This is a genomic window from Stutzerimonas stutzeri (assembly GCF_002890895.1).
Taxonomy (GTDB): Bacteria; Pseudomonadota; Gammaproteobacteria; order Pseudomonadales; family Pseudomonadaceae; genus Stutzerimonas; species Stutzerimonas stutzeri_AB.
On sequence record NZ_POUL01000002.1, the window covers coordinates 1 to 25,667 of the forward strand.

The window sequence follows — 25,667 nt, forward strand, 5'->3', positions numbered from 1 at the left end:
TCCGGAAAACAAATCGTCTGTGCAGCGATGCGCAAGCTGCTGCACATCGCCTATGGGGTACTTAAATCGGGCCAGCGTTTCGACCCTCAACTGGCCCTTGCTCGGTAATGGGGAAGACGGTATCTACCGGGATACAACCCGCTTCAGCGCAATGCCAGTCGTCGTCCGCACGCCGTAATAATGGCGCTGATATATTGACCTTGCTGTGCAAAACTTATACAAAGCGGTCCGTCCCGTTTCTGTTTTGTAACACTTAAAGAAGGTTCCCATGAAAGGGTTACGTAGTCTCTTGCTCGATCTGAGCGTACGGCGCAAGTTGCTGACAGGCTTTGGCCTGGTGCTGCTGATCACCTTGATCATCGCGTGGATAAGCTACAACGCGCTGGATTCCGTGTTCGAGCGGTTCGCCAAACTCAACCGGGTGGCTGAAATCAAGTCGCTCGTTTCCGATGCCCGACAAGGCGAAAAGAACTTCCTGCTCAGGCGAGATGCGGTCTTCCTGGAGGAGGCAAAAGGCGCCGTCAACAAGACCATCGCCGTCGCGCAGGATGCCCGTGAGTCCTTTGAAAGCGCAGACAGCATCCAGCTGATGGATCGCATTGAGCAGGATGGTAATGAGTACCAGGCCCGGCTTGCCCAGTTTGCCGAAGCCATGCGTCAACGGCAGAAGGCCGAAGACAACATGGAAGAGGCGGCTCGTGAAGCCCTTGCAGGCTTCAATGCAGCCGAGGCGGAACTGCGTAGGAGGGTGCAGGAGCAGATTGTCGCCACCGGTGACGCCGAAAGCATCCAGACCCTGGTCCTATCCAACCAGGCATCCAACCTTGCCAAGCAGTTGTTCGATACCCGCCGGCTGGAAAAGAATTTCGTGAGCGGCGGTAACCCGCGCGACGCAGAGGCCCTGCTGGCCCAGCTGGACGTCTCAGCTCAGGCGGGCCGTGAGTTGAAGGCCAGCCTGCCGGACGGCCGCAGCAGCGAAGCGCTAGCCCAGGCGCTCGATCGTCTGGACCAGTATCGGTCGGAATTTCTCGACTACCGCAAGGCACAGTCGGATCGCGTCGCCAGCGAAGAGGCACTGACCGAGCGCGCCCGGATGATCGTCGACGTTGCGCAGACGGCCTATGCCAGTCAGCTCGAGGAGCTGCGTACCGAGCAACGCCAAGTTCGGACAGTGCTGATCGTCGCCACGGTGATCGCACTGGTGATCAGCGTGCTGTGTGCGGCGCTGATTACTCAAATGATCGTCAAGCCCTTGCAGGAGGTTGTTGCAGTGGCACGTCGTGTAGCCGATGGCGACCTGTCTACCAATCTGACGGTCGATCGCCGCGATGAACTTGGCCAGTTGATGCAGGCCATGCAGCAGATGAGCGAGAGCCTGCGCTCTTTGCTGACCCGGCTCTCGGACGGGATTGCGCAACTCGCCACTGCCGCAGAACAGATGTCGGCCGTGACCGAGCAAACCAGTGTCGGTGTAGGCCAGCAGAAGCTTGAAACTGACCAGGTGGCCACGGCGATGAACGAGATGACAGCGACCGTTCAAGATGTGGCTCGTAACGCGGAAACCGCCGCACATTCGGCGTCGTCTGCTGACATACAGGCCCAACAAGGCCGTTCGGTTGTCAGGCAGACCATAGAACATATCGAAGAACTGGCTCGCTCGGTTGGCGAGTCCGCCGAATCCATTGAGCGGTTGAAACACCACAGCGCCGGTATCGGCAATGTGCTCGATGTGATCAAGAGCGTTGCCGATCAAACGAACCTGTTGGCACTCAACGCTGCGATCGAAGCGGCCCGTGCAGGGGAGGCTGGGCGTGGATTCGCTGTGGTGGCGGACGAAGTCAGATCGCTCGCGCGGCGAACGCAGCAATCGACGTCGGAGATCGAGCAGCTGATCGTCGCGCTCCAAACCGGGACCGAAGGCGCTGTGCAGGTAATGGGTAAAAGCTGTGATCTTGCAGATCAGACCGTCGAGGCAGCACAGCTGGCCGGTGAGGCGCTGACGGCCATCAACGATGCGGTTTCAAGCATCCAGCAGATGAACCAGCAAATTGCGACAGCCTCCGAACAGCAGAGTGCGGTTGCCGAGGAGATCAATCGCAGCGTGTCCAAAATCCGCGATGTGGCAGATCAGTCCGCTGCGGCTACGGAGCAGACTTCGGCTGCCAGTTCCGATCTTGCTCGGCTGGGCGGTGAGTTGCAGGCCCAGGTAAGCCGATTCCGTCTGGTCTGAGGCCGCCGGGCGAGTTTGCTAGCCAGCTTCTGGCGACAGGTGCGAAAAAGCGAAGGGCTGGGACCGTTACGGTGCCAGCCCTTTTTTTTCAGCCGAAAAAATACAGACAGCCTGAAATGACGATGCCCGAATAAACCAGCATCAGCAGGCAATAGCCCATGATGTCGCGCGCGCCGAGCCCAACGATGCCGAGGATCGGCAACGCCCAGAACGGTTGGATCATATTGGTCCAGGCGTCCCCCCAGGCAATCGCCATGGCTGTGACGGCTGGCGTCACGCCGAGCGCCTGGCCAGCCGGCAGCATGATCGGCCCTTGCACTGCCCATTGGCCGCCACCGGATGGCACGAAGACGTTGACCAGCCCAGCGCTCAGGAAAGCCAGCACCGGGAAGGTGTCAGCCGAAGACCAGGCGATGAAGGTGTCGGTGATCTGTCGGCCCAGTGACAATCCTTCGGCGTTGGCGCCGACCATCATCCCCATGATTCCGGCGTAGAAGGGGAACTGGATGACGATGCCGCTGATGCCCCCGATCCCGTCCTGTACCGCACGCATGTAGCGTTCTGGCGAGCCGTGCAGCGCCAGGCCGATAAACAGGAACAAGCCGATGACGATGTTCAGCGTGAGGGCGAAGCCGTTCTCGGCGAAGTAGAAACCGAAATACACTACAGCCAGCGCAACGATGATCACGTTGAGGATGCGGCTGTCGTCCATGCGCTGCGCCAGGGTGTTACGCGGCAGGGCCTCATGGGCGGGGTCGAGCAGTTTTGCAGGGTCTGCAACTTTCGGGTCTTTCGGATGCATGGCCCAATTGAGGATCGGCAGACCGATCACCAGCAGCGCAATGATGGTCAGGTTCATGGTGGTGAACAGAGTGTCGCCGACGCCGATGGCGGCCGTCACCACGCCGCCGGTCATGCGCTCCAGGTCTGCGCCTCCGGTGGCCAGCGAAAGGGGAATGGAACCGGACAGTCCGCCGTGCCAGATCAGAAAGCCCGAGTAGGCCGCAGCGACCAGCAGCGGATAGTCGACACCTTTTACTTCACGGGCCAGAGCGCGGGCAAACACCGCGCCGATCACCAGGCCGAAGCCCCAGTTGATCCACGAGCCGGCCAGCGCCACCAGCGTAACCAGCACTACCGCACGGCCCGGCGTGCGGGCGGTTCGCGCCAGGCCCGCCAGCAAACGATGGATCAAGGGGGCGCTGGCCAGGGCATGACCGGTGACCAGAATCAATGCCATCTGCATGGCGAAGGTGAGCAAATTCCAAAAACCCGTACCCCAGTGCTGGGCCATGGCGGGCAAACCCTGGCCGGTGACCAGGATGCTGGCGGCGAGGACGATGAGGCTGAGGAGAATGGCAAACACGAAAGGCGAGGGGAGGTATCGCTGAATGAGCTTGACGCTCAAAGCGGTAACGGAGCTGAGCATGGCTATTGATCCTTGGTTGTTCTTCTTTTTAAGGCGGCGCACGTGCGTGGCGTGCGCCGCAGTCATTTCAATACGTCGAGGCGGTCGATCCTGACCGCAGCGCTAATCCTCCTCTATGGGCCAATGTAGTTGGTTCAGCCGCGCTCGATGGCCAGCGCAACGCCCTGGCCGCCGCCGATGCACAGCGTGGCAAGGCCTTTTTTCGCGTCGCGGCGAATCATCTCGTGCAGCAGCGTGACCAGCACCCGGCAGCCCGAAGCACCAATCGGGTGGCCAAGGGCGATGGCGCCGCCGTTGACGTTGACCTTGCTCGCATCCCAGCCGAGCTCTTGCCCCACCGACAGTGCCTGAGCCGCGAAGGCCTCGTTGGCTTCGATCAGGTCCAGCTCGTCGAGCGACCAGCCTGCTTTGTCCAGGCAGCGACGGGTGGCCGAAACCGGCGCAATCCCCATGATTGCTGGGTCAACGCCTGCGTTGGCGTAGGCCTTGATCGTCGCCAGCACCGGCAGGCCGAGAGCCTTGGCTTTGTCGGCGCTCATCAGCAAAACCGCCGCGGCGCCATCGTTGAGACTGGAGGCGTTGCCGGCGGTGACTGAACCGTCCTTCTTGAAGGCCGGGTTGAGCTTGGCCAGTGACTCGGCGGTGGTGCCGGCGCGCGGTTGCTCGTCGGTGTCGAAACGCAGCGGATCACCTTTGCGCTGAGGGATTTCGATGGGCGTGATCTCGTCGTTGAAACGCCCGGCCTCGATGGCGGCGACTGCCTTCTGCTGCGATGCGGCAGAAAATGCGTCCTGCGCTTCACGGCTGATCTCGTACTTGTCGACGAGGTTCTCCGCCGTGATACCCATATGAAAATCATTGAAGGCATCCCAAAGGCCATCGCTGATCATGCTGTCGACCAGCTCGGCATGGCCCATGCGCAGACCGGTGCGCGCCTTGGGCAGCACATAGGGCGCGAGGCTCATGTTTTCCTGGCCCCCGGCAATAACCACCTCGGCATCGCCGCAGCGAATGGCCTGGGTTGCCAGATGCAGCGCCTTGAGGCCCGAACCGCACACCTTGTTCAGCGTAAATGACGGGACCGCAGGGGGCAGACCGGCCTTAATTGACGCCTGACGCGCAGGGTTCTGGCCGGAACCGGCCGTGAGCACCTGGCCGAGAATGACTTCGTCGACTTCGGCAGGGTTGAGCGCCGTCTGCTCAAGCAGGCGCTTGATCACGGCAGCACCCAGATCAGGCGCATCGATGTTCGCCAGGCTGCCTTGAAAGGCGCCAATGGCAGTGCGGGTGGCGGCTACGATAACGACGTCTTGCATGAAAGATTCTCCAATCCGAAACGGGAAAAGCCCCGCATGCGCTGTGCGCACCACGAGGCTCTCGAACGACGCCGATCAGGCGAACTGCATTTCCGGCACATGATCGGGGACCACCAGCTCACCAGCAGTCTTGGCGACGATCTCCTCGACGCTCACGCCCGGCGCGCGTTCCTTAAGGACAAAGGCGCCATTCTCGATCTCCAGATAGGCCAGGTCGGTGAGCACGCGCTTGATGCAACCGGCGCCGGTCAGCGGCAGGGTGCACTTGGATAGAAGCTTGGACTCGCCATCCTTGGACGCGTGCGTCATCAGCACGATGATGTTTTCGGCACCGGCGACCAGATCCATGGCGCCGCCCATGCCTTTGACCAGCTTGCCGGGGATCATCCAGGAGGCGATGTTGCCCAGCACGTCGACCTCGAAAGCGCCGAGTACGGTGAGATCGATGTGGCCACCGCGGATCATCGCGAAGGATTCGGCGGAGTTGAAAATGGACGCCCCGACCCGGGCGGTGACAGTCTGTTTGCCGGCGTTGATCATGTCGGCGTCGAGCTCTTCCTCGGTGGGAAAGGCGCCCATTCCGAGCAGGCCGTTCTCCGACTGCAGCATCACTTCCATGCCTTCCGGCACGTAGTTGGCAACCAGCGTCGGGATGCCAATGCCGAGGTTCACGTAGTAGCCGTCCTGCAGTTCACGGGCGACGCGCTGGGCCATTTGTTCACGAGACAGTGCCATCGTCTATTCCTCTTATTCTTTTGATTAGCTGCGGACGGTGCGCTTTTCGATGCGCTTTTCGAAGGTGCCGCAGATGATGCGGTCAACGTAGATGCCAGGCGTGTGGATCTGGGTGGGGTCGATCTCGCCGGGTTCGACGATTTCCTCGACCTCCACCACGGTGATCTTGCCGGCGGCCGCAGCCAGCGGATTGAAGTTCTGCGCCGTGTGACGGTAGATGACGTTGCCGTAGCGGTCGGCCTTCCAGCCTTTAACGATGGCGAAGTCACCGGTGATGGCGTGCTCGAGGATGTGCGGACGGCCATTGAAATCACGCACGTCCTTGCCTTCGGCGATGGGGGTGCCGTAGCCGGTGGCGGTGTAGAAGGCCGGAATGCCGGCTCCGCCTGCACGCATCTTTTCAGCCAGCGTGCCCTGGGGCGTCAGCTCGACCTCCAGCTCGCCGTTGAGCAGCTGCTTTTCGAACAGCGCGTTTTCACCGACGTAGGAAGCGATCATCTTGCGGATCTGCCGATCCTCCAGCAGTACCCCGAGGCCAAAGCCGTCGACGCCGCAGTTGTTGGAAACGACGGTCAGGTCGCGAGTGCCCTTGCGCTTGATTTCAGCGATCAGGTTTTCAGGGATGCCGCAAAGGCCGAAGCCACCGGCCAGAACGGTCATGCCATCTTCGAGGCCTTCAAGTGCCTCGGCATAGGAATTCACGCGCTTGTCGAAACCAGCCATAAACCTTTCCTTCTTGTTGTTGGAGACCTGATCGTGATGATGACGGGGTCGTGGCTTGAGTCTTCCCCTGATGAGTGGATTTGTTAAGTTGATTTTTAAGCGCTATTAATTGATAAATCGAAACAACCTGTCGATTACTTGCAACCCCGTTGCTCCTGGACGCTGCTGATGACCGTCAAACAACTTCGTGCATTCCTGGCTGTGGCGAACACCTTGAGTTTTGCCCAGGCCTGCGAGCGTCTGCATCTGTCGCAGTCGGCGCTGAGCCTGACCATCAAGGCGCTTGAGGACGGCCTGGGAGGGCGGTTGTTCAGCCGCACCACGCGTGCCGTCAGCCTTACCCCTGAAGGCGAAGCGCTGCTGCCGCTGGCGCGTCGCTTGCTGGCCGATTGGGATAATGCCGAGGATGAGCTGCGTCAGCGGTTTACGCTGCGACAGGGGCGGGTAGTGCTGGCCTCGATGCCGTCCTTTGCCGGCAACCTGCTGCCGGCGGTCCTGCGTACCTTCCGCGACCGTTACCCCTCAATCAGCGTCACCGTGCATGACGTGATCAACGAGCAGGTGATGGAGATGGTCCGTGACCGCCTGGTGGAAATCGGCATTGCCTTCGAGCCCGAGCCCAGCACACCGCTGACCTTCACGCCGCTGTACACCGACCGCTTCGTGGCGGTGGTGCCGGCTAACTCGATGTTGGCGAGCCAGACGGAAGTGAGTTGGGACGCCTTGCTGGAATATCCCTTCATTACCCTTCAGCGCCCCTCGACGGTGCGCGTCATGCTTGAAGACCACCTGCGCCCGCGGGGCCGTCAGTTACCGGTGCAGTTCGAGAGTCACCAGCTGGCAACGGTGGGGCGCATGGTGGGCAGTGGTCTGGGTGTCAGTGCTGTACCGGCGCTGTGTCGTCAGCAGATGCTGGAGCTCGGTGCGTGCTGTGTTGCACTGACCGATCCGGTGATCGAGAGGCCGGTTGGCATCCTGACCAAGCCCGGTCACGAACCCTCGGTGGCGGCGCAGGCGATTGCAGACACCTTGCGCGCAGAAACGAGCTACCCATACGGTCCTGCCTGAGCGCTTGAGGCCACGGCAGCAGTAGCTCTGGGCCTGAGGGGATCCTTCGAAAGCGTGCGGTAACCGGCCGTCTGGGATGTCGGAGCCCGGACCGATCTTCTATGCTCTTTGCAGTTATTTGCTTCGCAGCCCGACCGACCGGCCAATGCCCGGAATCAGGTATGGGCAGGCCTGGCGCCGCTGTACTGGCGCGGCCTCACCATAATAAAGACAAGAGTGCCTCGCGATGGACAATCTGCTGAATAGCAAAAGCCGGATCTTCGACCGGGTCGACCCTCACCTGGTCTCGGAGTACGTCAATCAGCACGTCGGCTCGCACTGCATTCAGCTGCCGCGCACGGGCCACCCGCAAGCCAGCCTCAGCCATTGCACCTTCGGCAAGCTCGACCTCTGCAAGCTAAGCTACGGCGGCAGTGTCCATGTCACCTCGCCAGCTCTGGAAACCATCTACCACCTGCAACTGCTGCAGCGCGGGCATTGCCTGTGGCGAGGTCGTGGACAGGAGCACTATTTCACCCCAGGCGAGCTGCTGCTGATCAACCCGGACGACCCGGTAGACCTGACCTACTCCGACGATTGCGAGAAGCTGATCGTCAAGTTACCCGCTTCGTTTCTTGAAAAGGCCTGCGCCGATAACCAGTGGCGAGCGCCCGGTGAGGGCATTCGATTTACCGCCAGCCGTTACGAGCTCAAGCAGCTCGACGGCATCGAAAGCCTGCTGGGCCTGATTTGCCAGGAAGCCGAAGCCGAACATTGCGTGCCTCAGCTGCAGGATCAGTACAGCCGCATCATCGCCTCCAAGCTGCTCTGCACCTTGGCCAATAACATCTACCGTGAGCCGCTGAGCGAGAGCTGCCCGTCGTTCGGGCGCATCACCGATTACATCGACGAACACCTCAAACACGACATCTCCATCGAGCAGCTGGCGCAACTGGCGAACATGAGCGCGCGGTCGCTGTACACACTGTTCGAGCGCAAGGTTGGCACCACGCCGAAGTCCTACATCCGCCAACGCAAGCTGGAGCAGATCCATGGGCGCCTGAGCGACCCCTCGGCCAAGGTCCGCAACATCACCGAAATTGCCATGGACTACGGCTTCCTCCATCTCGGGCGATTCTCCGAAAGCTACAAGAGCACCTTCGGTGAGCTGCCGTCGGACACACTGCGCAAGCATCACTAGTCTTCCGCTTGGCGGTAGTGCAACTGCTTGCGCTGTGCGCCATCCCAGGGCGCTTGGCTGGCGATTCGATTTCCAACCGCGCGGGCGAACTCTCGCGTTGCCGGGGTGCCTATGCTGGTGGGAAGCTGGCGAGCTGCGCATATCCTCTGCGGGCAGCGCTGGTCCATAATCCTGACTAAATCGCTCGGCAAGGAATATTGGCATGCAAGGGGCCGCGTCGAACACGCTGATGGGACTCGATGATCGATACCGCCTGTTGATCGAAGCGGTAACCGACTATGCGATCTACATGCTCGATATCGATGGTCGGGTCGTCAGTTGGAACGCCGGCGCGAAGCGTTTCAAGGGCTACGAAGAGGCCGAAATAATCGGCGAGCACTTCTCCCGCTTCTACACGGCTGAAGACCGCGCGGCCGGCATGCCGCAGCGGACTCTGGAGCTGGCGGCGAGGGGCCGGTTCGAAGGCGAGGGCTGGCGGATGCGCAAGGACGGCTCGCGCTTCTGGTGCCATGTGGTGGTTGACCCTATCCGTTCTCCGGACGGCGCCCTGATCGGTTTTGCCAAGATCACCCGCGACCTCACTGAGCGCAAGCTCGCCGAGGAATCGCTCAAGCAGAGCGAACAGCAGTTTCGGCTGCTGGTGCTGAGCGTCACCGATTACGCCATTTACATGCTGGACCCGACCGGGCTCGTCACCAACTGGAACGCGGGCGCACAGCGCATCAAGGGTTATCGGCCCGATGAAGTGATCGGTCAGCACTACTCGCTGTTTTTCACCGAGGAGGATCGGCAGAACGGCACGCCACAACGAGGCCTCGCCACCGCGTTGCGCGATGGTCGGTTCGAGAGTCAGGGTTGGCGGGTGCGCAAGGACGGTTCACGGTTCTGGGCGAGCGTGGTGGTCGACCCGATTCGCAGCGAGACCGGCGTTCTGATCGGCTTTGCCAAGGTGACCCGTGATATCACCGAAACTGTCGAGGCGCAGCGCGCACTGGAGAAGACGCGCGAGGCGCTGTTCCAGGCGCAGAAGATGGAATCGCTCGGCAGGCTGACCGGCGGCATCGCCCATGACTTCAATAACCTGCTGATGGCCGTGCGCGGCGGCCTGGAAATCGTCCGTCGGCGTGTGGACGGCGACCCGAGAGTCGTCCCCTTGCTGGACAACGCCATCCAGGGTGCGCAGCGGGGCATATCGCTGTCCCAGCGCATGCTGGCCTATGCACGACGCCAGGAACTGCACCTCGAGTTGGTCGATCTGTCTGCTCTGGTGCGCGGCATGGCGGATCTGCTCAGACAATCGCTCGGTCCCTGTATCGACATCGAAACGCGCTTTCCGCTTTCGCTTCAGCCCGTCCTGGCGGATGCCAATCAGGTCGAACTGGCGCTACTGAATCTGGCCGTGAACGCACGGGACGCAATGCCCAATGCCGGCACTGTCACCATCTCGGCGTGCGAATACCGCTTCGATAACAAGGAGGGGCCTTTGGAACCGGGCAACTACGTGTGCCTGGCGCTGACCGATGAAGGCTCGGGGATGGACGAGGCGACGCTTGCACAGGCGATGGAACCGTTCTTTACCACCAAGGGCGTTGGTAAGGGCACAGGCCTGGGACTCTCGATGGTTCATGGCTTGGCCGCTCAGTCGGGCGGCCGTTTGTTGCTCAAAAGCGAGAAGGGTCGCGGTACCACCGCCGAGCTGTGGTTGCCCCTGGCGGTCAGTGCGGTTGCACCGGCTAGGCCTGACAGCGTCCAGCAGCCGGAGCCACAGTGCCTGATGGCGCTGCAAGTGCTGGTGGTCGATGATGATCCGCTGGTGCTGATGACGACCGCGGCAATGCTCGAGGAGCTTGGTTGCGAGGTGATCGAGGCAAGCTCTGCCGAGCAGGCGATCGAGGTGCTGACGCAACATCAGGTCGATCTGGTGCTGACCGATCAGGCCATGCCGCAGATGACAGGCACACAGCTGGCCGACTTCATCCGGAACCGCTATCCGCAACTGCAAGTAATTCTCGCGACCGGTTACGCCGACAAACTCGGAGGGGGCGCCGGCAACCTGCCTAGACTGGGCAAGCCGTTCGATATGGACGCGCTGGCCGAGAAGATTACAGCGGTCATGAGCAGCCCTGACGGCTGGCACGTCTGATCAACTCCTCTCGTAATCCGCACTGACGCGATCACCCGGCGCCGCTTATGGCGTCACAGCTTGTTGCGCAAGGTCGTCCGGCCTGTTCGGGCCACGTTCTCCATTGTTTTGCAGAAAACGGATAAAGGTGCTGCAGGAATCGGATATTGATGCCGTCTCCCGCGCCGTAGCCTTCATCACGTAGACACAATAACAATGGAGGCCCCGGCCATGTCCCTGGGATTCGACTACCTTGATTCACTGCTCGAAGAAGATAAAGAGAAGGGCGTCTTTCGCTGCAAGCGCGAGATGTTCACCGACCCTCGGTTGTTCGATCTGGAGATGAAACACATCTTCGAGGGCAACTGGCTGTACCTCGCTCACGAGAGCCAGATTCCCGAGAAGAACGACTACTACACCACCCAGATGGGTCGCCAGCCGGTCTTCATCGCGCGCAACAAGGAGGGCGAACTCAACGCCTTCATTAATGCCTGCAGCCATCGCGGCGCCATGCTGTGCCGCTTCAAGAGCGGCAACAAGGCGACCTATACCTGTCCATTCCATGGCTGGACGTTCAATAACTCCGGCAAGCTACTGAAGGTCAAGGACCCGAAAGAAGCCGGCTACCCCGACAGCTTCAACTGCGACGGCTCCCATGATCTTAAGAAGATCGCCCGTTTCGAGTCCTACCGCGGCTTCCTGTTCGGCAGCTTGCGTGAAGACGTCGCGCCGCTGGAAGACTTCCTCGGCGAATCGAAAAAGATCATCGACATGGTGGTCGACCAGTCCGCTGAGGGCATCGAAGTCCTGCGCGGCTCGTCCACCTACGTTTACGAAGGCAACTGGAAGCTGCAGGCGGAAAACGGCGCCGACGGCTACCACGTCACCGCGGTGCACTGGAACTACGCCGCCACCCAGCAGCAACGAAAGCTCAAGGAAGCGGGCGACGACATCCGCGCCATGAGCGCCGGCGGCTGGGGCAAGAAGGGCGGTGGCTTCTACTCCTTCGAGAACGGCCACCTGCTGCTCTGGACCCGCTGGGACAACCCGGAAGACCGCCCGCTTTATGCGCGCCGTGACGAGATGATCGCCGAGGTCGGCCAGGCTCGCACCGACTGGATGATCGAAAACTCCCGCAACCTCTGCCTCTACCCGAATCTGTATCTGATGGACCAGTTCGGCTCGCAGCTGCGCATCGCCAAGCCGATCTCCGTCGACAAGACCGAAGTCACCATCTATTGCATCGCGCCCAAGGGCGAGAGCGCCGAAGCCCGCGCCCGCCGCATCCGCCAGTACGAAGATTTCTTCAACGTCAGCGGCATGGCCACCCCCGACGACCTGGAAGAATTTCGCGCCTGCCAGCAGGGCTTCGCCGGAAGGGCGATGGAATGGAACGACATGTCCCGCGGTGCCAAGCACTGGATCGACGGCGCCGACGAGGGCGCGCAGGAAATCGACCTGCATCCGCTGATGAGCGGCGCACGTACCGAGGATGAAGGCCTGTTCGTGCTGCAGCACCACTACTGGCAGCAGCAAATGATCAAGGGGCTCAAGGAAGAGCAGGACCAGCTGATCCACGTGGAGGGTGCGTGATGACTCTTTCCTACGACGCCGCGCGCGACTTCCTCTACCGCGAGGCGCGCTATCTGGACGACAAGGACTGGGACGCGTGGCTCGAACTCTATGCGCCGGACGCCACCTTCTGGATGCCGGCCTGGGATGATCGCGACCAGCTGACCCAGGACCCGATGAGCGAAATCTCGCTGATCTGGTATGGCAACCGCAGTGGCTTGGAAGATCGGGTGTTCCGCATCCGCACCGAGCGCTCCAGCGCGACCATTCCGGATACGCGCACGAGCCACAACATCAGCAACCTCGAACTGCTCGAGCAGGCCGATGGTGTCTGCAAGCTGCGCTTCAACTGGCACACGATGAGCTTTCGCTACAAGACGGTCGACCACTTCTACGGAACCAGCTTCTACACCCTGGATACGCGCGGCGAGAACCCGCTGATCAAGGCCAAGAAGGTCGTGCTGAAGAACGACTACATCCGCCAGATGATCGACGTGTACCACCTCTGAGGGCGCCGCCATGACTCACAAGATCGCATTGAACTTCGAAGACGGCGTCACCCGTTTCATCGACGCCAACTTAGGCGAAACCGTCGCCGATGCCGCCTACCGCCAAGGCATCAACGTCCCGCTGGATTGCCGGGACGGTGCCTGCGGAGCCTGCAAGTGCTTCGCCGAAAGCGGTCGCTACGACCTCGGCGAGGAATACATCGAGGACGCGCTGAGCGAAGCCGAAGCCGAGCAGGGTTACGTGCTGACCTGCCAGATGCGCGCCGAGAGCGACTGCGTGATTCGCGTGCCGGCCGCTTCGGACATCTGCAAGACCCAGCAGGCCAACTACCAGGCTGCCATCAGCAATGTGCGGCAGCTGTCAGAGAGCACCATCGCACTGTCGATCAAGGGCGAGTCGCTGAGTCAGTTGGCCTTTTTGCCTGGGCAGTACGTCAATCTGCAGGTGCCTGGCAGCGACCAGACCCGCGCCTATTCCTTCAGTTCGTTGCAGAAGGACGGCGAGGTCAGCTTCCTGATTCGCAACGTGCCGGGCGGGCTGATGAGCAGCTTTCTGACCAACCTTGCCAAGGCTGGCGACAGCGTCAACCTGGCCGGGCCGCTTGGCGCCTTCTATCTGCGCGAAATCAAGCGGCCGCTGCTGTTGCTGGCGGGCGGCACCGGCCTCGCGCCGTTCACCGCAATGCTGGAGAAGATCGCCGAGCACGGCAGCGAGCATCCGCTGCACCTCATCTACGGCGTCACCCACGACCACGACCTGGTGGAAATGGACAAGCTCGAGGCCTTCGCCGCGCGCATCCCTAACTTCACCTACAGCGCCTGCGTCGCGAGCCCGGACAGCGCCTATCCACAGAAGGGTTACGTGACCCAGCACATCGAGCCCAAGCACCTGAATGACGGTGAGGTGGACATCTACCTCTGCGGCCCGCCACCGATGGTCGAGGCGGTCAGCGGGTTCATTCGTGAGCAGGGGCTGGAGCCGGCGAACTTCTACTACGAGAAGTTCGCCGCCAGCGCCTGATTCGCCAGCCGTACGGTGGGCAACTGCGCCGCATTGCCCACCGAATCCCTCGCCATTCCAGAGGTTGGGTAGATGAACACACGTTTTCAGAACAAGGTCGCCGTGATCACCGGCGCGGCCCAGGGCATCGGTCGTCGTGTTGCCGAGCGCATGGGCGAAGAGGGTGCCCGGCTGTTGCTGGTCGACCGCTCTGAGTTGGTCCATGAACTGGCCGATGAGCTAGGGGCGAAGGGTGTCGAGGCGCTGACGCTGACGGCTGATCTCGAGCAGTTCGCCGACTGCCATCGCGTCATGGCCGCGGCGAAGGCGCGCTTCGGTCGCCTCGACATCCTCGTCAATAACGTCGGCGGCACCATCTGGGCCAAGCCCTTCGAGCATTACCAGGAACACGAAATCGAGGCCGAGGTGCGGCGCTCGCTGTTCCCCACGCTCTGGTGCTGCCACGCCGCACTGCCGCACATGCTGGAACAGGGCGCTGGCGCCATCGTCAACGTTTCCTCCATTGCCACCCGCAGCCTCAACCGCGTGCCCTACGGCGCGGCCAAGGGCGGCGTCAATGCGCTGACCGCGTGCCTGGCCTTCGAGAATGCCGAGCGCGGCATTCGCGTCAACGCCACCGCGCCGGGCGGGACCGAGGCGCCGCCGCGCCGCATTCCGCGCAACGCCGCCGAGCAGAGCGAGCAGGAAAAGATCTGGTACCAGCAGATCGTCGATCAAACCGTCGACTCATCGCTGATGAAACGCTACGGGACAGTCGACGAGCAGGCCGGCGCCATCCTGTTTCTCGCTTCGGACGACGCTTCCTACATCACCGGCGTGACGCTGCCGGTGGGCGGTGGCGATCTCGGCTGAATCACAGAGACCGGCCTGGTCGGCCAACGTCAGGGCACCTCGGGCTTGCAGCGCTACCGCTGCGGCCGAACCGCGACTAACAAAAACAATAGAGAGTCTTGCCATGCGAAAAGTAGATGTTCACGAAATCATCGATAACGCGCGCTTCAGCCGCTTCCACTGGCTGGTCGTGTGCCTCTGCGCACTGCTGCTGATCTTCGACGGCTACGACCTGTTCATCTACGGCGTGGTGTTGCCGGTGATCATGAAAGAGTGGGGGCTGAGCCCACTGGAAGCCGGCGCCCTCGGCAGTTATGCGCTGTTCGGCATGATGTTCGGCGCGCTGGTGTTCGGCACTCTGGCTGACCGCATCGGCCGCAAAAAAGGCATCGCCGTGTGCTTCGTGCTGTTCAGCGGGGCCACCGTGCTCAATGGCTTCGCCAGCACGCCGACCGAGTTCGGCATTTTCCGTTTTCTCGCCGGCCTCGGCTGCGGCGGGCTGATGCCCAACGTGGTGGCGCTGATGAATGAGTACGCGCCGAAGAAACTGCGCAGCACGCTGGTAGCCGTCATGTTCAGCGGCTACTCGCTGGGCGGCATGCTCTCGGCCGGCCTCGGAATCTACATGCTGCCGCGCTTCGGCTGGGAAGCGATGTTCTTCGCTGCTGCCGTGCCGCTGCTGCTGTTGCCGGTGATTCTCTGGTATCTGCCGGAATCGGTGGGTTTCCTGGTTCGTCAGGGGCGAGGTGAACAGGCCCGGGCGCTGCTGAACAAGGTCGACCCAAGCCGCCAGCTGACAGCGGACGATGAGCTGGTGATGACCGATGTGAAAGGCAAGAGCGCTTCGGTGCTGGAGCTGTTTCGCGACGGCCGTGGCGTACGGACCTTCTCCCTGTGGCTGGCGTTCTTCTGCTGCCTGCTGATGGTTTACGCGCTGGGTTCATGGCTGCCGAAGCTGATGGCGAACGCCGGTTATAGCCTGGGCTCCAGCCTGTCCTTCCTGCTGGCGCTGAACTTCGGCGGGATGGCCGGTGCCATTCTCGGCGGCTGGCTGGGCGACCGTTTCAACCTGTCCAAGGTAGTGGTGGTGTTCTTCGCCGTGTCGGTAGTCTCCATCAGCCTGCTGGGCTTCAAGACGCCGATGCCGGTGCTCTACACGCTGATCTTCATCGCCGGCGCCACGGTGATCGGCACGCAGATCCTGCTGTACGCAACCGCTGCCCAGTTCTATGGCCTGTCGATCCGCTCCACCGGTCTCGGCTGGGCCTCGGGTATCGGCCGCAACGGCGCCATCGTCGGCCCGCTGCTGGGAGGGGCACTGCTAGGCATCAACCTGCCGCTGCAACTCAACTTCATGGCTTTTGCCGTACCGGGCGTTATCGCCGCCTTGGCCATGGCTGTCTTCGCCTTCTCCAGCAAGCGCAGCACCGACTCCGCCCCGGTGGTGCTGTCGGCCGCGAAGGCCTGATCCCGAGCACCCACATTGGAAAACGATATGACCCCAATCCTGATCGAAAGCATCCAGGCAATCGTCGTCGACCTGCCAACCATTCGACCGCACAAGCTGGCCATGCACACCATGCAGAAGCAGACACTGGTGGTCATCCGAGCGAAGTGCAGTGACGGTATCGAAGGCATCGGTGAGTCCACCACCATTGGTGGCCTGGCCTACGGCAACGAGAGCCCGGAAAGCATCAAGCAGAACATCGACAGCCACCTCGGTCCGCTGCTGGTGGGTCAGGATGCGGCGAATATCAACGCCGCCATGTTGCGGCTGGACAAGGCCGCCAAGGGCAACACCTTCGCCAAGTCCGGCCTGGAAAGCGCGCTGCTGGACGCTCAGGGCAAGCGCCTCGGGCTGCCGGTCAGCGAGCTGCTCGGCGGCCGCGTACGTGACAGCCTGGAAGTCGCCTGGACCCTGGCCAGCGGCAACACGGCCAAGGACATCGAAGAGGCCGAGCGCATGCTCGATATCCGCCGCCACCGCATCTTCAAGCTGAAGATCGGCGCCGGTGAAGTGAATGCTGACCTCAAGCACGTCATCGCCATCAAGCAGGCCCTTGGCGAGCGCGCCAGTGTGCGCGTCGACGTCAACCAGGCGTGGGACGAGTCGGTGGCGCTGCGGGCCTGCCGCATCCTCGGCGACAACGGCATTGATCTGATCGAGCAGCCCATCTCGCGGATCAACCGCGGCGGGCAGATCAGGCTGAACCAGCGCAGCCCCTCGCCGATCATGGCCGACGAATCCATCGAGAGCGTCGAAGATGCCTTCAGCCTGGCCGCCGACGGCGCCGCCAGTATTTTCGCCCTGAAGATCGCCAAGAACGGGGGCCCACGTGCCGTGCTGCGCACCGCGCAGATCGCCGAAGCCGCAGGCGTCGCGCTGTACGGCGGCACCATGCTCGAAGGCGCCATCGGCACCCTGGCTTCGGCGCATGCCTTCCTCACGCTGAACAAACTGCAGTGGGGCACCGAGCTGTTCGGGCCGCTGCTGCTCACCGAAGAAATCGTCACCGAGCCGCCGGTCTATCGCGACTTTCAGCTGGAAGTGCCGCGCACGCCGGGCCTTGGCCTGACCCTCGATGAAGAGCGCCTGGTGTTCTTCAGTCGCAAATAACCGGAGGCTGAACCGATGCTGTTCCACGTAAAGATGACCGTAAAACTGCCCGTCGACATGGACGCCGGCAAGGCCTTCAAGCTGAAGGCCGACGAGAAGGAACTGGCCCAGCGCCTTATGCGCGAGGGTAAGTGGCGCCACCTGTGGCGCATCGCCGGTCAGTACGCCAACTACAGCGTGTTCGATGTCGCCAGCGTGCAGGAGCTGCACGACACCCTGATGCAGCTGCCGCTGTTCCCCTATATGGAAATCGAGGTCAACCCGCTCTGTCGGCACCCGTCTTCGATCCGGGAAAACGACAGCTGACCGATTTTCAAAAGGCCGGTGTCCGCCGGCCAGCGACCCCGCGTTACCACAACTACAAGATGAGGCCTGAGCCATGACTGTGAAAATCTCCCACTCCCCGGAAGTCCAGCAATTCTTCAAGGAAGCCAGCGGCTTTCAGAACGACCAGGGCAGCAGCCGGATGAAGACCGTGACCAACCGCATCCTGGTCGACGCGGCGAAGATCATTGAAGACCTGGAAATCAGCCAGGACGAATTCTGGAAGGCAGTTGACTACCTCAATCGCCTCGGCGGGCGCAATGAAGCCGGCTTGCTGGTGGCCGGGCTCGGCCTCGAACATTTCCTCGACTTGCTGGAAGATGCCAAGGACGCTCAGGTGGGTCTGACCGGTGGCACGCCGCGCACCATCGAAGGGCCGCTTTACGTCGCCGGCGCGCCGATTGCCGAAGGTGAAGTCCGCATGGACGATGGCAGCGAGGAGGGTGTCGCCACGACGATGTTCCTCCAGGGGCGTGTTACCGGCCCGGACGGAAAGCCGCTCGCCGGCGCCACCGTAGACCTGTGGCATGCCAACACCCAAGGCAACTACTCGTACTTCGACCAGAGCCAGTCGGAGTACAACCTGCGCCGCCGCATCATCACCGACGCCGAAGGCCGCTACCGTGCTCGCAGCATCGTGCCATCCGGCTACGGTTGCTCGCCGGATGGTCCAACCCAGGAAGTACTGAACCAGCTCGGCCGGCACGGGCAGCGCCCAGCGCACATTCACTTCTTTATCTCCGCACCGGGTCATCGTCATCTGACCACCCAGATCAACCTGGCCGGCGACAAGTACCTGTGGGACGACTTCGCCTACGCCACCCGTGACGGCCTGATCGGTGACATACATTTCAACGACGATCCAGAGGCGGCGCAGGCTCACGGGGTGCAGGGGCGGTTTGCCGAAGTCGAATTCGACTTTCAGTTGCAGCAGGCGCCCGCACCGACCGCCGAGCAACGCAGCAATCGCCCGCGGGCTCTGCAAGAGGCGTGAGGCGCGGCGGCGGCGGTGGCAGGCACGGATGTCGCGGCTGACGTAGGGTGGATGACGCTTTTTTCATCCACCGGCTTCTACGCAACGCCTGCGGAGGAGGGCATTGGCGCTAGTGTGGTGCCGCGCGGTGGATGGGTGAAGCGTCATCCACCCTACGGTGCCTGGTGCAGTACAAGACCCGATGGCGGGTCGAATGCGTGACCTACAAAAAGAGCGCTCCGGACACTGTCACGGAGTGCCATGCCTGACGTGCGAGGCGATATGAAAGCGCTGTACCAAGATTTTTCCCTGTCGGCGGTGGTCGCCGGGTTTATCGCGACGATGATTTCCTACGCCGGTCCGCTGGTGATCATTTTCCAGGCGGCGGAGGCGGGCGGCTTGCCGCGCGACATTCTGTCTTCCTGGGTGTGGACGGTGTCCATCGGGAGCGGTGTGCTGGGCATCGTTCTCAGCCTGCGCTACCGCGTGCCGATCATCATTGCCTGGTCAGCGCCGGGGTCGGCATTGCTGGTCAGTATGCTTCCCGACATCAGCCTGAACGAGGCGGTGGGCGCCTACCTGGTCTCCAGCCTGATCGTGCTGCTGGTCGGTCTGTCGGGCGCATTTGACCGAATCATTCGCAAGCTGCCCGCAGCGATCTCTGCGGCCATGCTGGCGGGCATTCTGTTTCGCTTCGGCACCGGGCTATTCGTGGCAGTCAAGGATCAGCCCGGCCTGGTTCTGGCGATGTTCACAACCTATCTGCTGTTCAAGCGGGCAATGCCGCGCTATGCCGTGATGGCCGTGCTGGTGGTAGGCGTTGCCATGGCCGTTGCCAGCGGCGAGCTGCACAGCGAGGCGTTGGTGATCGGCCTGGCGACACCGGTCTGGATCACCCCCGAATTCAGCTGGCAGGTCGTCGTGGGCGTGGCCTTGCCGCTGGTGATGGTGGCGCTGACTGGGCAGTTTGTGCCGGGCATGGCGGTACTGCGTAACGACGGTTACCAGACGCCGGCGAGCCCCTTGATCAGCAGCTCTGCGTTGGGCTCGCTGATCTTGGCGCCGTTCGGTTGCCACGGCCTGAACCTGGCTGCAATCACCGCCGCCATCTGCACTGGCAAGGAAGCCCACGAGGATCCGGCCAAACGCTATGTCGCCGGCGTCTCCGGGGGAGTGTTCTACCTGTTGCTGGGTATTTTTGGCGCGACCCTGGTGTCGGTGTTCACGGCGTTTCCCGCGGCACTGATCGCTGCCTTGGCTGGGCTGGCGCTACTGGCCGCCATCGGCGGTGCACTGAGCGCTGCGATGTCAGTGCCAGCGGATCGCGAAGCCGCACTGATCACCTTTCTGGTGACCGCCTCCGGCATGTCGTTGCTCGGTTTGTCCGCGGCATTCTGGGGGCTGATCTTCGGCCTGGCCGCTCATCTGCTGCTGGCGGCGCGACGGCCTCGGTCAACCGCACCGGTTGGCACTCCGGTACTTGAAGAGAAACAGCCAACGCGCTGAGCCACACCGCTTCCACCTGAACCTCGTCTGTCTGCCCGCTCATGCTGGCGGTACGGCGGTGTGTACCTGAAAAACAACAACAACGAGTCCATAACGATGACAAACAAGTTAAAACCGTCCCGCATCGCCCTGGCTATCGGCACCACCCTCAGCCTTGGTGCAGCGCATGCCGCCGAGGTGGGCTTCATCGACGGCACGACGGCAACACTGCAGGCGCGAAACTATTACTTCAGTCGCGATTTCTCCGACATTGTCGGGCCTAACCAGCAATCCAAAGCGCAGGAGTGGGCGCAAGGTTTCATTCTGGACGTCAGGTCGGGCTACACCGAAGGCACGGTCGGTTTTGGCGTCGATGTGCTTGGCCAGCTCGGCTTCAAGCTCGACAGCAGCGGAAGTCGGGTCAACACGGGCTTGCTTCCGACCGGCAGTGATGGCAACGCGGCAGATGACTTCGGTCGCATTGGCGCAGCGCTCAAGGCCCGGCTGTCGAAGACCGAACTCAAGATTGGCGAGCTGACCCCGAACCTGCCAGTGCTGACCTTCAGTGACATCCGCCTGCTGCCACCGACTTATCAAGGCGCCAGTCTCGTATCCCAGGAAATCGACGGCCTGACCGTGCTGGCCGGTCAGTTCCGCTCGGCCAGCGTGCTCAACGAAGCGGGTGACGGCAAGATGCGCGCGAAGCTCGGCCATGTCCCGCAGTTGGGTGGCTATGCCGAGACTGACCGCTTCAACTATGCCGGCGCGGACTATGCCTTCAACGACAAGCGCACCAGCGCCGGGATCTGGTATGCGCAGCTCAAGGACATCTACAACCAGCGTTTCTATAACCTCAAGCACAGTGAGCAAGTGGGAGATTGGGTGTTCGGCGCCAATCTCGGCTTCTATGATTCTGAAGAGGACGGCGAGCGCATGCTGGGTGAAATCGACAACCAGGCGCTGTTTTCGCTGCTGTCGGCCAAGCGTGGAGGCCACACCTTTTCGGTCGGCTACCAGGCGATGTTTGGCGACGATGCCTTTCCCCGGGTCTTCAACAATGTCAGCCCGCTGGGTAACGAAGTGCCCACCTACGAGTTCGCTGGCGCTGATGAGCGCTCCTGGCAGTTGCGGCATGACTTCGACTTTTCCGCTGTCGGCATTCCTGGGCTGGTGACCACGCTGCGATACTTGCGCGGCAACAATGTGGACACCGGCAGTGGCTTCGAGGGCAAAGAGTGGGAGCGCGATCTGGACCTTGGCTACACCTTCCAGAGCGGCGTGCTGAAGAATCTGGCGGTACGGGTGCGCAACGTCACTGCGCGCTCCAACTATCGCAGCGATATCGACGAGAATCGGCTGATCTTCAACTACACCTGGCAACTTTTGTAACAGCTACAGCCCTTGGCTTTAAGTGATCAGCTCTGCGATTATCGAACGCCAGTACGATAATCGCCCATCGCTTTCGCCAAGGACGCCTGCCATGAATGACGAATCCCGCACCAGTCTTGCTCCAATGGCGCCGGCCATCATCGCGTCGCCGGCCAAACGCATCGAAGCGCTGACCGGTGACCCGAATTTCATGACCTCGCTGGCGCGGGGGCTGGCGGTGATACATGCGTTTCAGGAGCGCAAGCGCCACCTGACCATTGCCCAGATCAGCCACCGCACGGAAATCCCCCGGGCCGCTGTGCGGCGTTGCCTGCACACGCTGATCAAGCTGGGTTACGCCACCACCGACGGGCGCACCTATTCGCTGCTGCCCAAGGTGCTGACCCTCGGCCATGCGTACCTGTCCTCAACGCCGCTGGCGGTCACCGCGCAGCCGATCCTCGACCGTCTGAGCGATCAACTCCACGAAGCCTGTTCGATGGCAACACTGGAAGGCGATGAAGTGCTCTACGTGGCGCGTTCTGCCACGCCACAGCGACTGATTTCGGTCGATCTCAGCGTCGGCAGCCGGCTGCCTGCGTACTGCACCTCCATGGGCCGCATTCTGCTGGCGGCACTGGATGATGCGGCGCTGGACGACTATCTGGAACATGCCAATCTGCAGATCAAGACCAGCCGTACGCTGCATACGCCCGAGGCCATCCGTGGCTCGATAGCCGAGATACGACAAAAGGGCTGGGTGATCATTGACCAGGAGCTGGAAGTCGGCCTGCGGTCGCTGGCCGTGCCGCTCAAGGATTCTGCGGGCCAAGTTCTGGCCGCGCTGAACGTCGGCACCCACGCCAGCCGCATGACCAAGCAGGAGCTCGAGACGCGCTTCCTGCCGGTGTTACTGGAGGCAAGCCAGGAGCTGAGCACCCGTCTGTTTCACTGACGCTGCAGCCGTTATCCGAATACCGCGGATGGCGAGCGGAGCCTGTCTTGGTCGGACCGAGGTGCTGTGGTTAGTGTTCGTTAATCGCACATCTAATCGATTATCGGATTGTCCCGGCGGGGTTCGATGGGTAGTGTGGATCGCAAGCGCATCACGCGCATTTCGCTATTCACACGAGACTGACCCATGGCCGACCTCCTTTCCCTTCGCGAAGCAGTGGATCGCTTCGTCAGCAACGGTGACACCGTTGCGCTTGAAGGCTTCACGCATCTGATTCCCACCGCCGCCGCCCATGAACTCATCCGTCAGGACAAGAAGGACCTGACCCTGGTGCGGATGACCCCCGACCTGGTCTATGACCTGCTGATCGGCGCCGGTTGCGCGAAGAAGCTGGTGTTCTCCTGGGGCGGCAATCCGGGTGTGGGTTCCTTGCATCGCCTGCGTGATGCGGTGGAAAAGCAGTGGCCGCAGCCGCTGGAAATCGAAGAGCACAGCCATGCCGATCTGGCCAACGCCTACGTTGCCGGTGCGTCGGGACTGCCGTTTGCCGTCCTGCGCGCCTATCTCGGTTCCGATTTGCCGAAGGTCAACCCGATGATCAAGTTCATCGACTGCCCCTTTACCGGCGAAACCCTGGCTGCAGTTCCCAGCGTGCGCCCGGACGTCACCGTGATTCACGCGCAAAAAGCCGATCGCAAGGGCAACGTGCTGATCGCCGGCATTCTGGGTGTGCAGAAGGAAGCGGCGCTGGCGGCCAAGCGCTGCATCGTCACCGTCGAGGAAATCGTCGATGACCTGCAGGCACCGATGAATGCCTGCGTATTGCCGACCTGGGCACTGAGCGCCGTGTGTCTGGTACCGGGAGGGGCGCATCCGTCCTACGCGCATGGCTACTACGAGCGCGACAACCGCTTCTATCAGCAGTGGGATCCAATCGCTCGCGACCGCGACAGCTTCACCGCCTGGATCGATGAGTTCATTCGCGGTACCGAAGATTTCTCAGCGTTTCAAGAAAAGATAGGGGCCAAGCTGGCCGCGCAGCAGGAGGCCAAGTGATGAGCGCTCACGCCAATGACTACAGCACCAACGAAATGATGACCGTTGCCGCCTCCCGCCGGCTCGGTGATGGTAGCGTCTGCTTTGTCGGCATCGGCCTGCCGTCGAAAGCCGCCAATCTGGCGCGCCTGACTCACGCACCGGAAGTGGTGCTGATCTACGAATCCGGCCCCATTGGCGCCAAGCCGTCCGTGCTGCCGCTGTCCATCGGCGACGGCGAGTTGGCCGAGACCGCTGACACTGTGGTGCCCACCGCGGAGATCTTCCGCTACTGGCTGCAAGGTGGCCGCATCGACGTCGGCTTTCTCGGCGCGGCGCAGGTCGACAAGTACGGCAACATCAACACCACGGTGATCGGTGACTATCACCAACCGAAAGTTCGCTTGCCAGGGGCGGGCGGGGCGCCGGAAATTGCCGGGTCGGCCAAGCAGGTGCTGATCATTCTCAAACAGTCGCACCGCACCTTTGTCGACAAGCTGGCGTTCATCACCTCGGTCGGCTTTGGCGAGGGCGGTGACCACCGCAAGCAGCTCGGGCTGCCGGGCAATGGGCCGGTGGGAATCATCACTGACCTGTGCATCATGGAGCCCGAAGCCGGGTCCAACGAATTCGTGGTGACCTCGCTGCACCCGGGCGTGACCCGTGAACAGGTAATCGAGAACACCGGTTGGGCCATCCGTTTCGCCGATCAACTGGGCGAAACCGAGGCGCCGACCACTACTGAACTGGAGGCCCTGCGTGCCCTTGAGGCCCGCACTGCCGCCGCCCACGGACAAGCTGGAGGTGACGAGTGACACGCGAAGTCTATATCTGCGATGCAGTACGCACGCCCATTGGCCGCTTCGGCGGTGCGCTGGCTGCCGTGCGAACCGATGATCTGGCCGCCACGCCGATCAAGGCACTGCTCGAGCGCAACCCCGGGCTCGACCCGGCGGCGGTTGACGAGGTCTTCATGGGCAGCGCCAACCAGGCGGGTGAGGACAACCGTAACGTCGCGCGTATGGCCGCGCTCTTGGCCGGCCTGCCGGAAACCGTACCGGGCATGACACTCAATCGCCTCTGTGCGTCGGGCATGGATGCCGTGGGCAGCGCCTTTCGCGCCATTGCCTGCGGTGAAATGGAGCTGGCCATTGCCGGCGGCGTCGAGTCCATGACCCGCGCGCCGTACGTGATGGGCAAGGCCGATACCGCTTTTGGCCGCACACAAAAGATCGAGGACACCACCATTGGCTGGCGCTTCATCAACCCGAAGATGAAGGAGATGTACGGCGTCGACGCCATGCCGCAAACCGCCGACAACGTGGCCGAAGAGCATCAGATCAGTCGTGAGGACCAGGACGCCTTCGCGCTGCGCAGTCAGCAACGTACTGGCAAGGCGCAGGCGGCCGGGTTCTTTGCTGAGGAAATCGTCCCGGTGATGATCAAGGGCCGCAAGGGCGATACCGTCGTTGATACCGACGAGCATCCGCGTCCGGACACCACCGCCGAAGCGCTGGCCAAGCTCAAGCCGGTCAACGGGCCGGACAAGACGGTGACCGCCGGTAACGCGTCGGGTGTCAACGACGGCGCGGCAGCGATGATTCTCGCCAGCGCCGAAGCGGTTAACAAGTACGGCCTCAAGCCTCGCGCCAAAGTGCTCGGCATGGCCAGCGCCGGCGTGGCGCCGCGGGTCATGGGCTACGGTCCGGTACCGGCAGTGCGCAAGCTGTGCGAGCGGCTGAATCTGGCCGTGAGCGACTTCGATGTGATCGAACTCAACGAAGCCTTCGCCGCCCAGGCGCTGGCGGTGACGCGCGACCTGGGGCTGGAAGATGACAGCCCGAAGGTCAACCCGCAGGGCGGCGCCATTGCCCTTGGCCACCCACTGGGCATGAGCGGCGCCAGGCTGGTACTGACGACCGTGCATGCGCTGGAAAAGAACGGCGGCAAGCTGGGGCTGGCGACCATGTGCGTCGGCGTGGGGCAGGGTTTGGCGCTGGCACTGGAAAAGGTCTGAGGTCTCGCCAGGGTGGGCTGCAGCGGAACGCCGCGCGGCCCAACAACGGCCGTTAATGTCGCGCCCGTGTAGGGTGGGCTTCTGCCCACCAGTGCTACCCATGACGGCCTTTGCCGCGCCACGGCCCTGTGTGACTGCAGGCACCGCGTCTTTCTCG

Annotated in this window: 22 protein-coding genes and 1 pseudogene; 19 read left to right on the forward strand and 4 right to left on the reverse strand. The window is 62.2% G+C overall.

What is annotated here, in order from left to right:
* Positions 1-108: pseudogene (locus CXK96_RS20890) on the forward strand (IS110 family transposase); the annotation flags it as partial.
* Positions 109-268: 160 nt separating this feature from the next.
* On the forward strand, positions 269-2,230 hold the full coding sequence (locus CXK96_RS03065) for a methyl-accepting chemotaxis protein (protein ID WP_102835044.1): 1,962 nt from the start codon (positions 269-271) through the stop codon (positions 2,228-2,230).
* Between the two features lie 88 nt (positions 2,231-2,318).
* Here the strand turns inward: CXK96_RS03065 and CXK96_RS03070 are convergent, their stop codons facing one another.
* From CXK96_RS03070 to CXK96_RS03085, 4 genes are all read right to left on the reverse strand, one after another.
* The gene (locus tag CXK96_RS03070; RefSeq protein WP_102835045.1) at positions 2,319-3,659 is read right to left on the reverse strand and encodes a short-chain fatty acid transporter; all 1,341 of its coding nucleotides are present in this window, start codon (positions 3,657-3,659) and stop codon (positions 2,319-2,321) included.
* A gap of 134 nt (positions 3,660-3,793) precedes the next feature.
* Positions 3,794-4,975, reverse strand: a complete 1,182-nt coding sequence (locus CXK96_RS03075; protein WP_102835046.1) for an acetyl-CoA C-acetyltransferase — start codon at positions 4,973-4,975, stop codon at positions 3,794-3,796.
* Positions 4,976-5,050: 75 nt separating this feature from the next.
* Complete coding sequence (locus CXK96_RS03080) at positions 5,051-5,710, reverse strand: CoA transferase subunit B (RefSeq protein WP_102835047.1); 660 nt, start codon at positions 5,708-5,710, stop codon at positions 5,051-5,053.
* Positions 5,711-5,734: 24 nt separating this feature from the next.
* Positions 5,735-6,433 carry a CoA transferase subunit A gene (locus tag CXK96_RS03085; protein WP_102835048.1) on the reverse strand — a complete coding sequence of 233 codons (699 nt, stop codon included), beginning with the start codon at positions 6,431-6,433 and terminating at the stop codon, positions 5,735-5,737.
* 168 nt (positions 6,434-6,601) lie between these two features.
* On the opposite strand from CXK96_RS03085, the gene CXK96_RS03090 reads away from it, so the two are divergent.
* From CXK96_RS03090 to pcaF, 17 genes are all read left to right on the forward strand, one after another.
* Positions 6,602-7,501 (forward strand): LysR family transcriptional regulator, encoded by a 900-nt coding sequence (locus CXK96_RS03090; RefSeq protein ID WP_102835049.1) that lies wholly within the window; start codon positions 6,602-6,604, stop codon positions 7,499-7,501.
* A 226-nt stretch (positions 7,502-7,727) separates the two neighbouring features.
* On the forward strand, positions 7,728-8,681 hold the full coding sequence (locus CXK96_RS03095; RefSeq protein ID WP_102835050.1) for an AraC family transcriptional regulator: 954 nt from the start codon (positions 7,728-7,730) through the stop codon (positions 8,679-8,681).
* 202 nt (positions 8,682-8,883) lie between these two features.
* On the forward strand, positions 8,884-10,824 hold the full coding sequence (locus CXK96_RS03100; RefSeq protein ID WP_102835051.1) for a hybrid sensor histidine kinase/response regulator: 1,941 nt from the start codon (positions 8,884-8,886) through the stop codon (positions 10,822-10,824).
* 210 nt (positions 10,825-11,034) lie between these two features.
* Positions 11,035-12,396, forward strand: coding sequence for a benzoate 1,2-dioxygenase large subunit (benA, locus tag CXK96_RS03105; RefSeq protein WP_102835052.1), 1,362 nt, complete (start codon positions 11,035-11,037; stop codon positions 12,394-12,396).
* Entirely contained in the window at positions 12,396-12,884 is a 489-nt protein-coding gene (gene benB, locus CXK96_RS03110) for a benzoate 1,2-dioxygenase small subunit (protein ID WP_044315803.1), read from the forward strand. The genes benA and benB overlap by 1 nt, the downstream gene beginning before the upstream one ends.
* Before the next feature lie 10 nt (positions 12,885-12,894).
* Positions 12,895-13,905 (forward strand): benzoate 1,2-dioxygenase electron transfer component BenC, encoded by a 1,011-nt coding sequence (gene benC, locus CXK96_RS03115; RefSeq protein WP_102835053.1) that lies wholly within the window; start codon positions 12,895-12,897, stop codon positions 13,903-13,905.
* 72 nt (positions 13,906-13,977) lie between these two features.
* On the forward strand, positions 13,978-14,757 hold the full coding sequence (locus tag CXK96_RS03120) for a 1,6-dihydroxycyclohexa-2,4-diene-1-carboxylate dehydrogenase (protein WP_102835054.1): 780 nt from the start codon (positions 13,978-13,980) through the stop codon (positions 14,755-14,757).
* Between the two features lie 103 nt (positions 14,758-14,860).
* Positions 14,861-16,204: an MFS transporter gene (locus CXK96_RS03125; protein WP_102835055.1), complete on the forward strand. Its 1,344-nt coding sequence runs from the start codon at positions 14,861-14,863 to the stop codon at positions 16,202-16,204.
* 27 nt (positions 16,205-16,231) lie between these two features.
* A complete protein-coding gene (locus tag CXK96_RS03130) occupies positions 16,232-17,353 on the forward strand; it encodes a muconate cycloisomerase family protein (RefSeq protein WP_102835056.1) in 1,122 nt (373 codons plus the stop codon).
* A 15-nt stretch (positions 17,354-17,368) separates the two neighbouring features.
* On the forward strand, positions 17,369-17,659 hold the full coding sequence (gene catC / locus CXK96_RS03135) for a muconolactone Delta-isomerase (protein ID WP_102835057.1): 291 nt from the start codon (positions 17,369-17,371) through the stop codon (positions 17,657-17,659).
* Between the two features lie 73 nt (positions 17,660-17,732).
* Entirely contained in the window at positions 17,733-18,671 is a 939-nt protein-coding gene (gene catA, locus CXK96_RS03140; protein WP_102835058.1) for a catechol 1,2-dioxygenase, read from the forward strand.
* 261 nt (positions 18,672-18,932) lie between these two features.
* Positions 18,933-20,156 (forward strand): benzoate/H(+) symporter BenE family transporter, encoded by a 1,224-nt coding sequence (locus CXK96_RS03145; protein ID WP_102835485.1) that lies wholly within the window; start codon positions 18,933-18,935, stop codon positions 20,154-20,156.
* A 96-nt stretch (positions 20,157-20,252) separates the two neighbouring features.
* Positions 20,253-21,524, forward strand: a complete 1,272-nt coding sequence (locus CXK96_RS03150; RefSeq protein ID WP_102835059.1) for an OprD family porin — start codon at positions 20,253-20,255, stop codon at positions 21,522-21,524.
* Positions 21,525-21,615: 91 nt separating this feature from the next.
* On the forward strand, positions 21,616-22,458 hold the full coding sequence (locus CXK96_RS03155; RefSeq protein ID WP_102835060.1) for an IclR family transcriptional regulator domain-containing protein: 843 nt from the start codon (positions 21,616-21,618) through the stop codon (positions 22,456-22,458).
* A 186-nt stretch (positions 22,459-22,644) separates the two neighbouring features.
* On the forward strand, positions 22,645-23,514 hold the full coding sequence (locus tag CXK96_RS03160) for a CoA transferase subunit A (protein WP_102835061.1): 870 nt from the start codon (positions 22,645-22,647) through the stop codon (positions 23,512-23,514).
* Entirely contained in the window at positions 23,514-24,308 is a 795-nt protein-coding gene (locus CXK96_RS03165) for a CoA-transferase subunit beta (RefSeq protein WP_102835062.1), read from the forward strand. Before CXK96_RS03160 ends, CXK96_RS03165 begins: the two co-directional genes overlap by 1 nt.
* Positions 24,305-25,510, forward strand: a complete 1,206-nt coding sequence (gene pcaF / locus CXK96_RS03170) for a 3-oxoadipyl-CoA thiolase (protein WP_102835063.1) — start codon at positions 24,305-24,307, stop codon at positions 25,508-25,510. Before CXK96_RS03165 ends, pcaF begins: the two co-directional genes overlap by 4 nt.
* Positions 25,511-25,667 lie beyond the last annotated feature (157 nt).

Excerpts from the sequence above, each read along its gene's own strand:
- CXK96_RS03160 (WP_102835061.1), top strand. The coding sequence starts at position 22,645 with ATGGCCGACCTCCTTTCCCTTCGCGAAGCAGTGGATCGCTTCGTCAGC.
- CXK96_RS03150 (WP_102835059.1), top strand. The coding sequence starts at position 20,253 with ATGACAAACAAGTTAAAACCGTCCCGCATCGCCCTGGCTATCGGCACC.
- CXK96_RS03070 (WP_102835045.1), bottom strand. The coding sequence starts at position 3,659 with ATGCTCAGCTCCGTTACCGCTTTGAGCGTCAAGCTCATTCAGCGATAC.
- CXK96_RS03095 (WP_102835050.1), top strand. The coding sequence starts at position 7,728 with ATGGACAATCTGCTGAATAGCAAAAGCCGGATCTTCGACCGGGTCGAC.
- CXK96_RS03165 (WP_102835062.1), top strand. The coding sequence starts at position 23,514 with ATGAGCGCTCACGCCAATGACTACAGCACCAACGAAATGATGACCGTT.
- benC (WP_102835053.1), top strand. The coding sequence starts at position 12,895 with ATGACTCACAAGATCGCATTGAACTTCGAAGACGGCGTCACCCGTTTC.
- CXK96_RS03145 (WP_102835485.1), top strand. The coding sequence starts at position 18,933 with ATGAAAGCGCTGTACCAAGATTTTTCCCTGTCGGCGGTGGTCGCCGGG.
- CXK96_RS03130 (WP_102835056.1), top strand. The coding sequence starts at position 16,232 with ATGACCCCAATCCTGATCGAAAGCATCCAGGCAATCGTCGTCGACCTG.
- CXK96_RS03085 (WP_102835048.1), bottom strand. The coding sequence starts at position 6,433 with ATGGCTGGTTTCGACAAGCGCGTGAATTCCTATGCCGAGGCACTTGAA.
- CXK96_RS03065 (WP_102835044.1), top strand. The coding sequence starts at position 269 with ATGAAAGGGTTACGTAGTCTCTTGCTCGATCTGAGCGTACGGCGCAAG.
- CXK96_RS03075 (WP_102835046.1), bottom strand. The coding sequence starts at position 4,975 with ATGCAAGACGTCGTTATCGTAGCCGCCACCCGCACTGCCATTGGCGCC.
- CXK96_RS03125 (WP_102835055.1), top strand. The coding sequence starts at position 14,861 with ATGCGAAAAGTAGATGTTCACGAAATCATCGATAACGCGCGCTTCAGC.
- CXK96_RS03155 (WP_102835060.1), top strand. The coding sequence starts at position 21,616 with ATGAATGACGAATCCCGCACCAGTCTTGCTCCAATGGCGCCGGCCATC.
- CXK96_RS03120 (WP_102835054.1), top strand. The coding sequence starts at position 13,978 with ATGAACACACGTTTTCAGAACAAGGTCGCCGTGATCACCGGCGCGGCC.
- CXK96_RS03100 (WP_102835051.1), top strand. The coding sequence starts at position 8,884 with ATGCAAGGGGCCGCGTCGAACACGCTGATGGGACTCGATGATCGATAC.
- CXK96_RS03090 (WP_102835049.1), top strand. The coding sequence starts at position 6,602 with ATGACCGTCAAACAACTTCGTGCATTCCTGGCTGTGGCGAACACCTTG.
- benB (WP_044315803.1), top strand. The coding sequence starts at position 12,396 with ATGACTCTTTCCTACGACGCCGCGCGCGACTTCCTCTACCGCGAGGCG.
- benA (WP_102835052.1), top strand. The coding sequence starts at position 11,035 with ATGTCCCTGGGATTCGACTACCTTGATTCACTGCTCGAAGAAGATAAA.
- catC (WP_102835057.1), top strand. The coding sequence starts at position 17,369 with ATGCTGTTCCACGTAAAGATGACCGTAAAACTGCCCGTCGACATGGAC.
- catA (WP_102835058.1), top strand. The coding sequence starts at position 17,733 with ATGACTGTGAAAATCTCCCACTCCCCGGAAGTCCAGCAATTCTTCAAG.
- CXK96_RS03080 (WP_102835047.1), bottom strand. The coding sequence starts at position 5,710 with ATGGCACTGTCTCGTGAACAAATGGCCCAGCGCGTCGCCCGTGAACTG.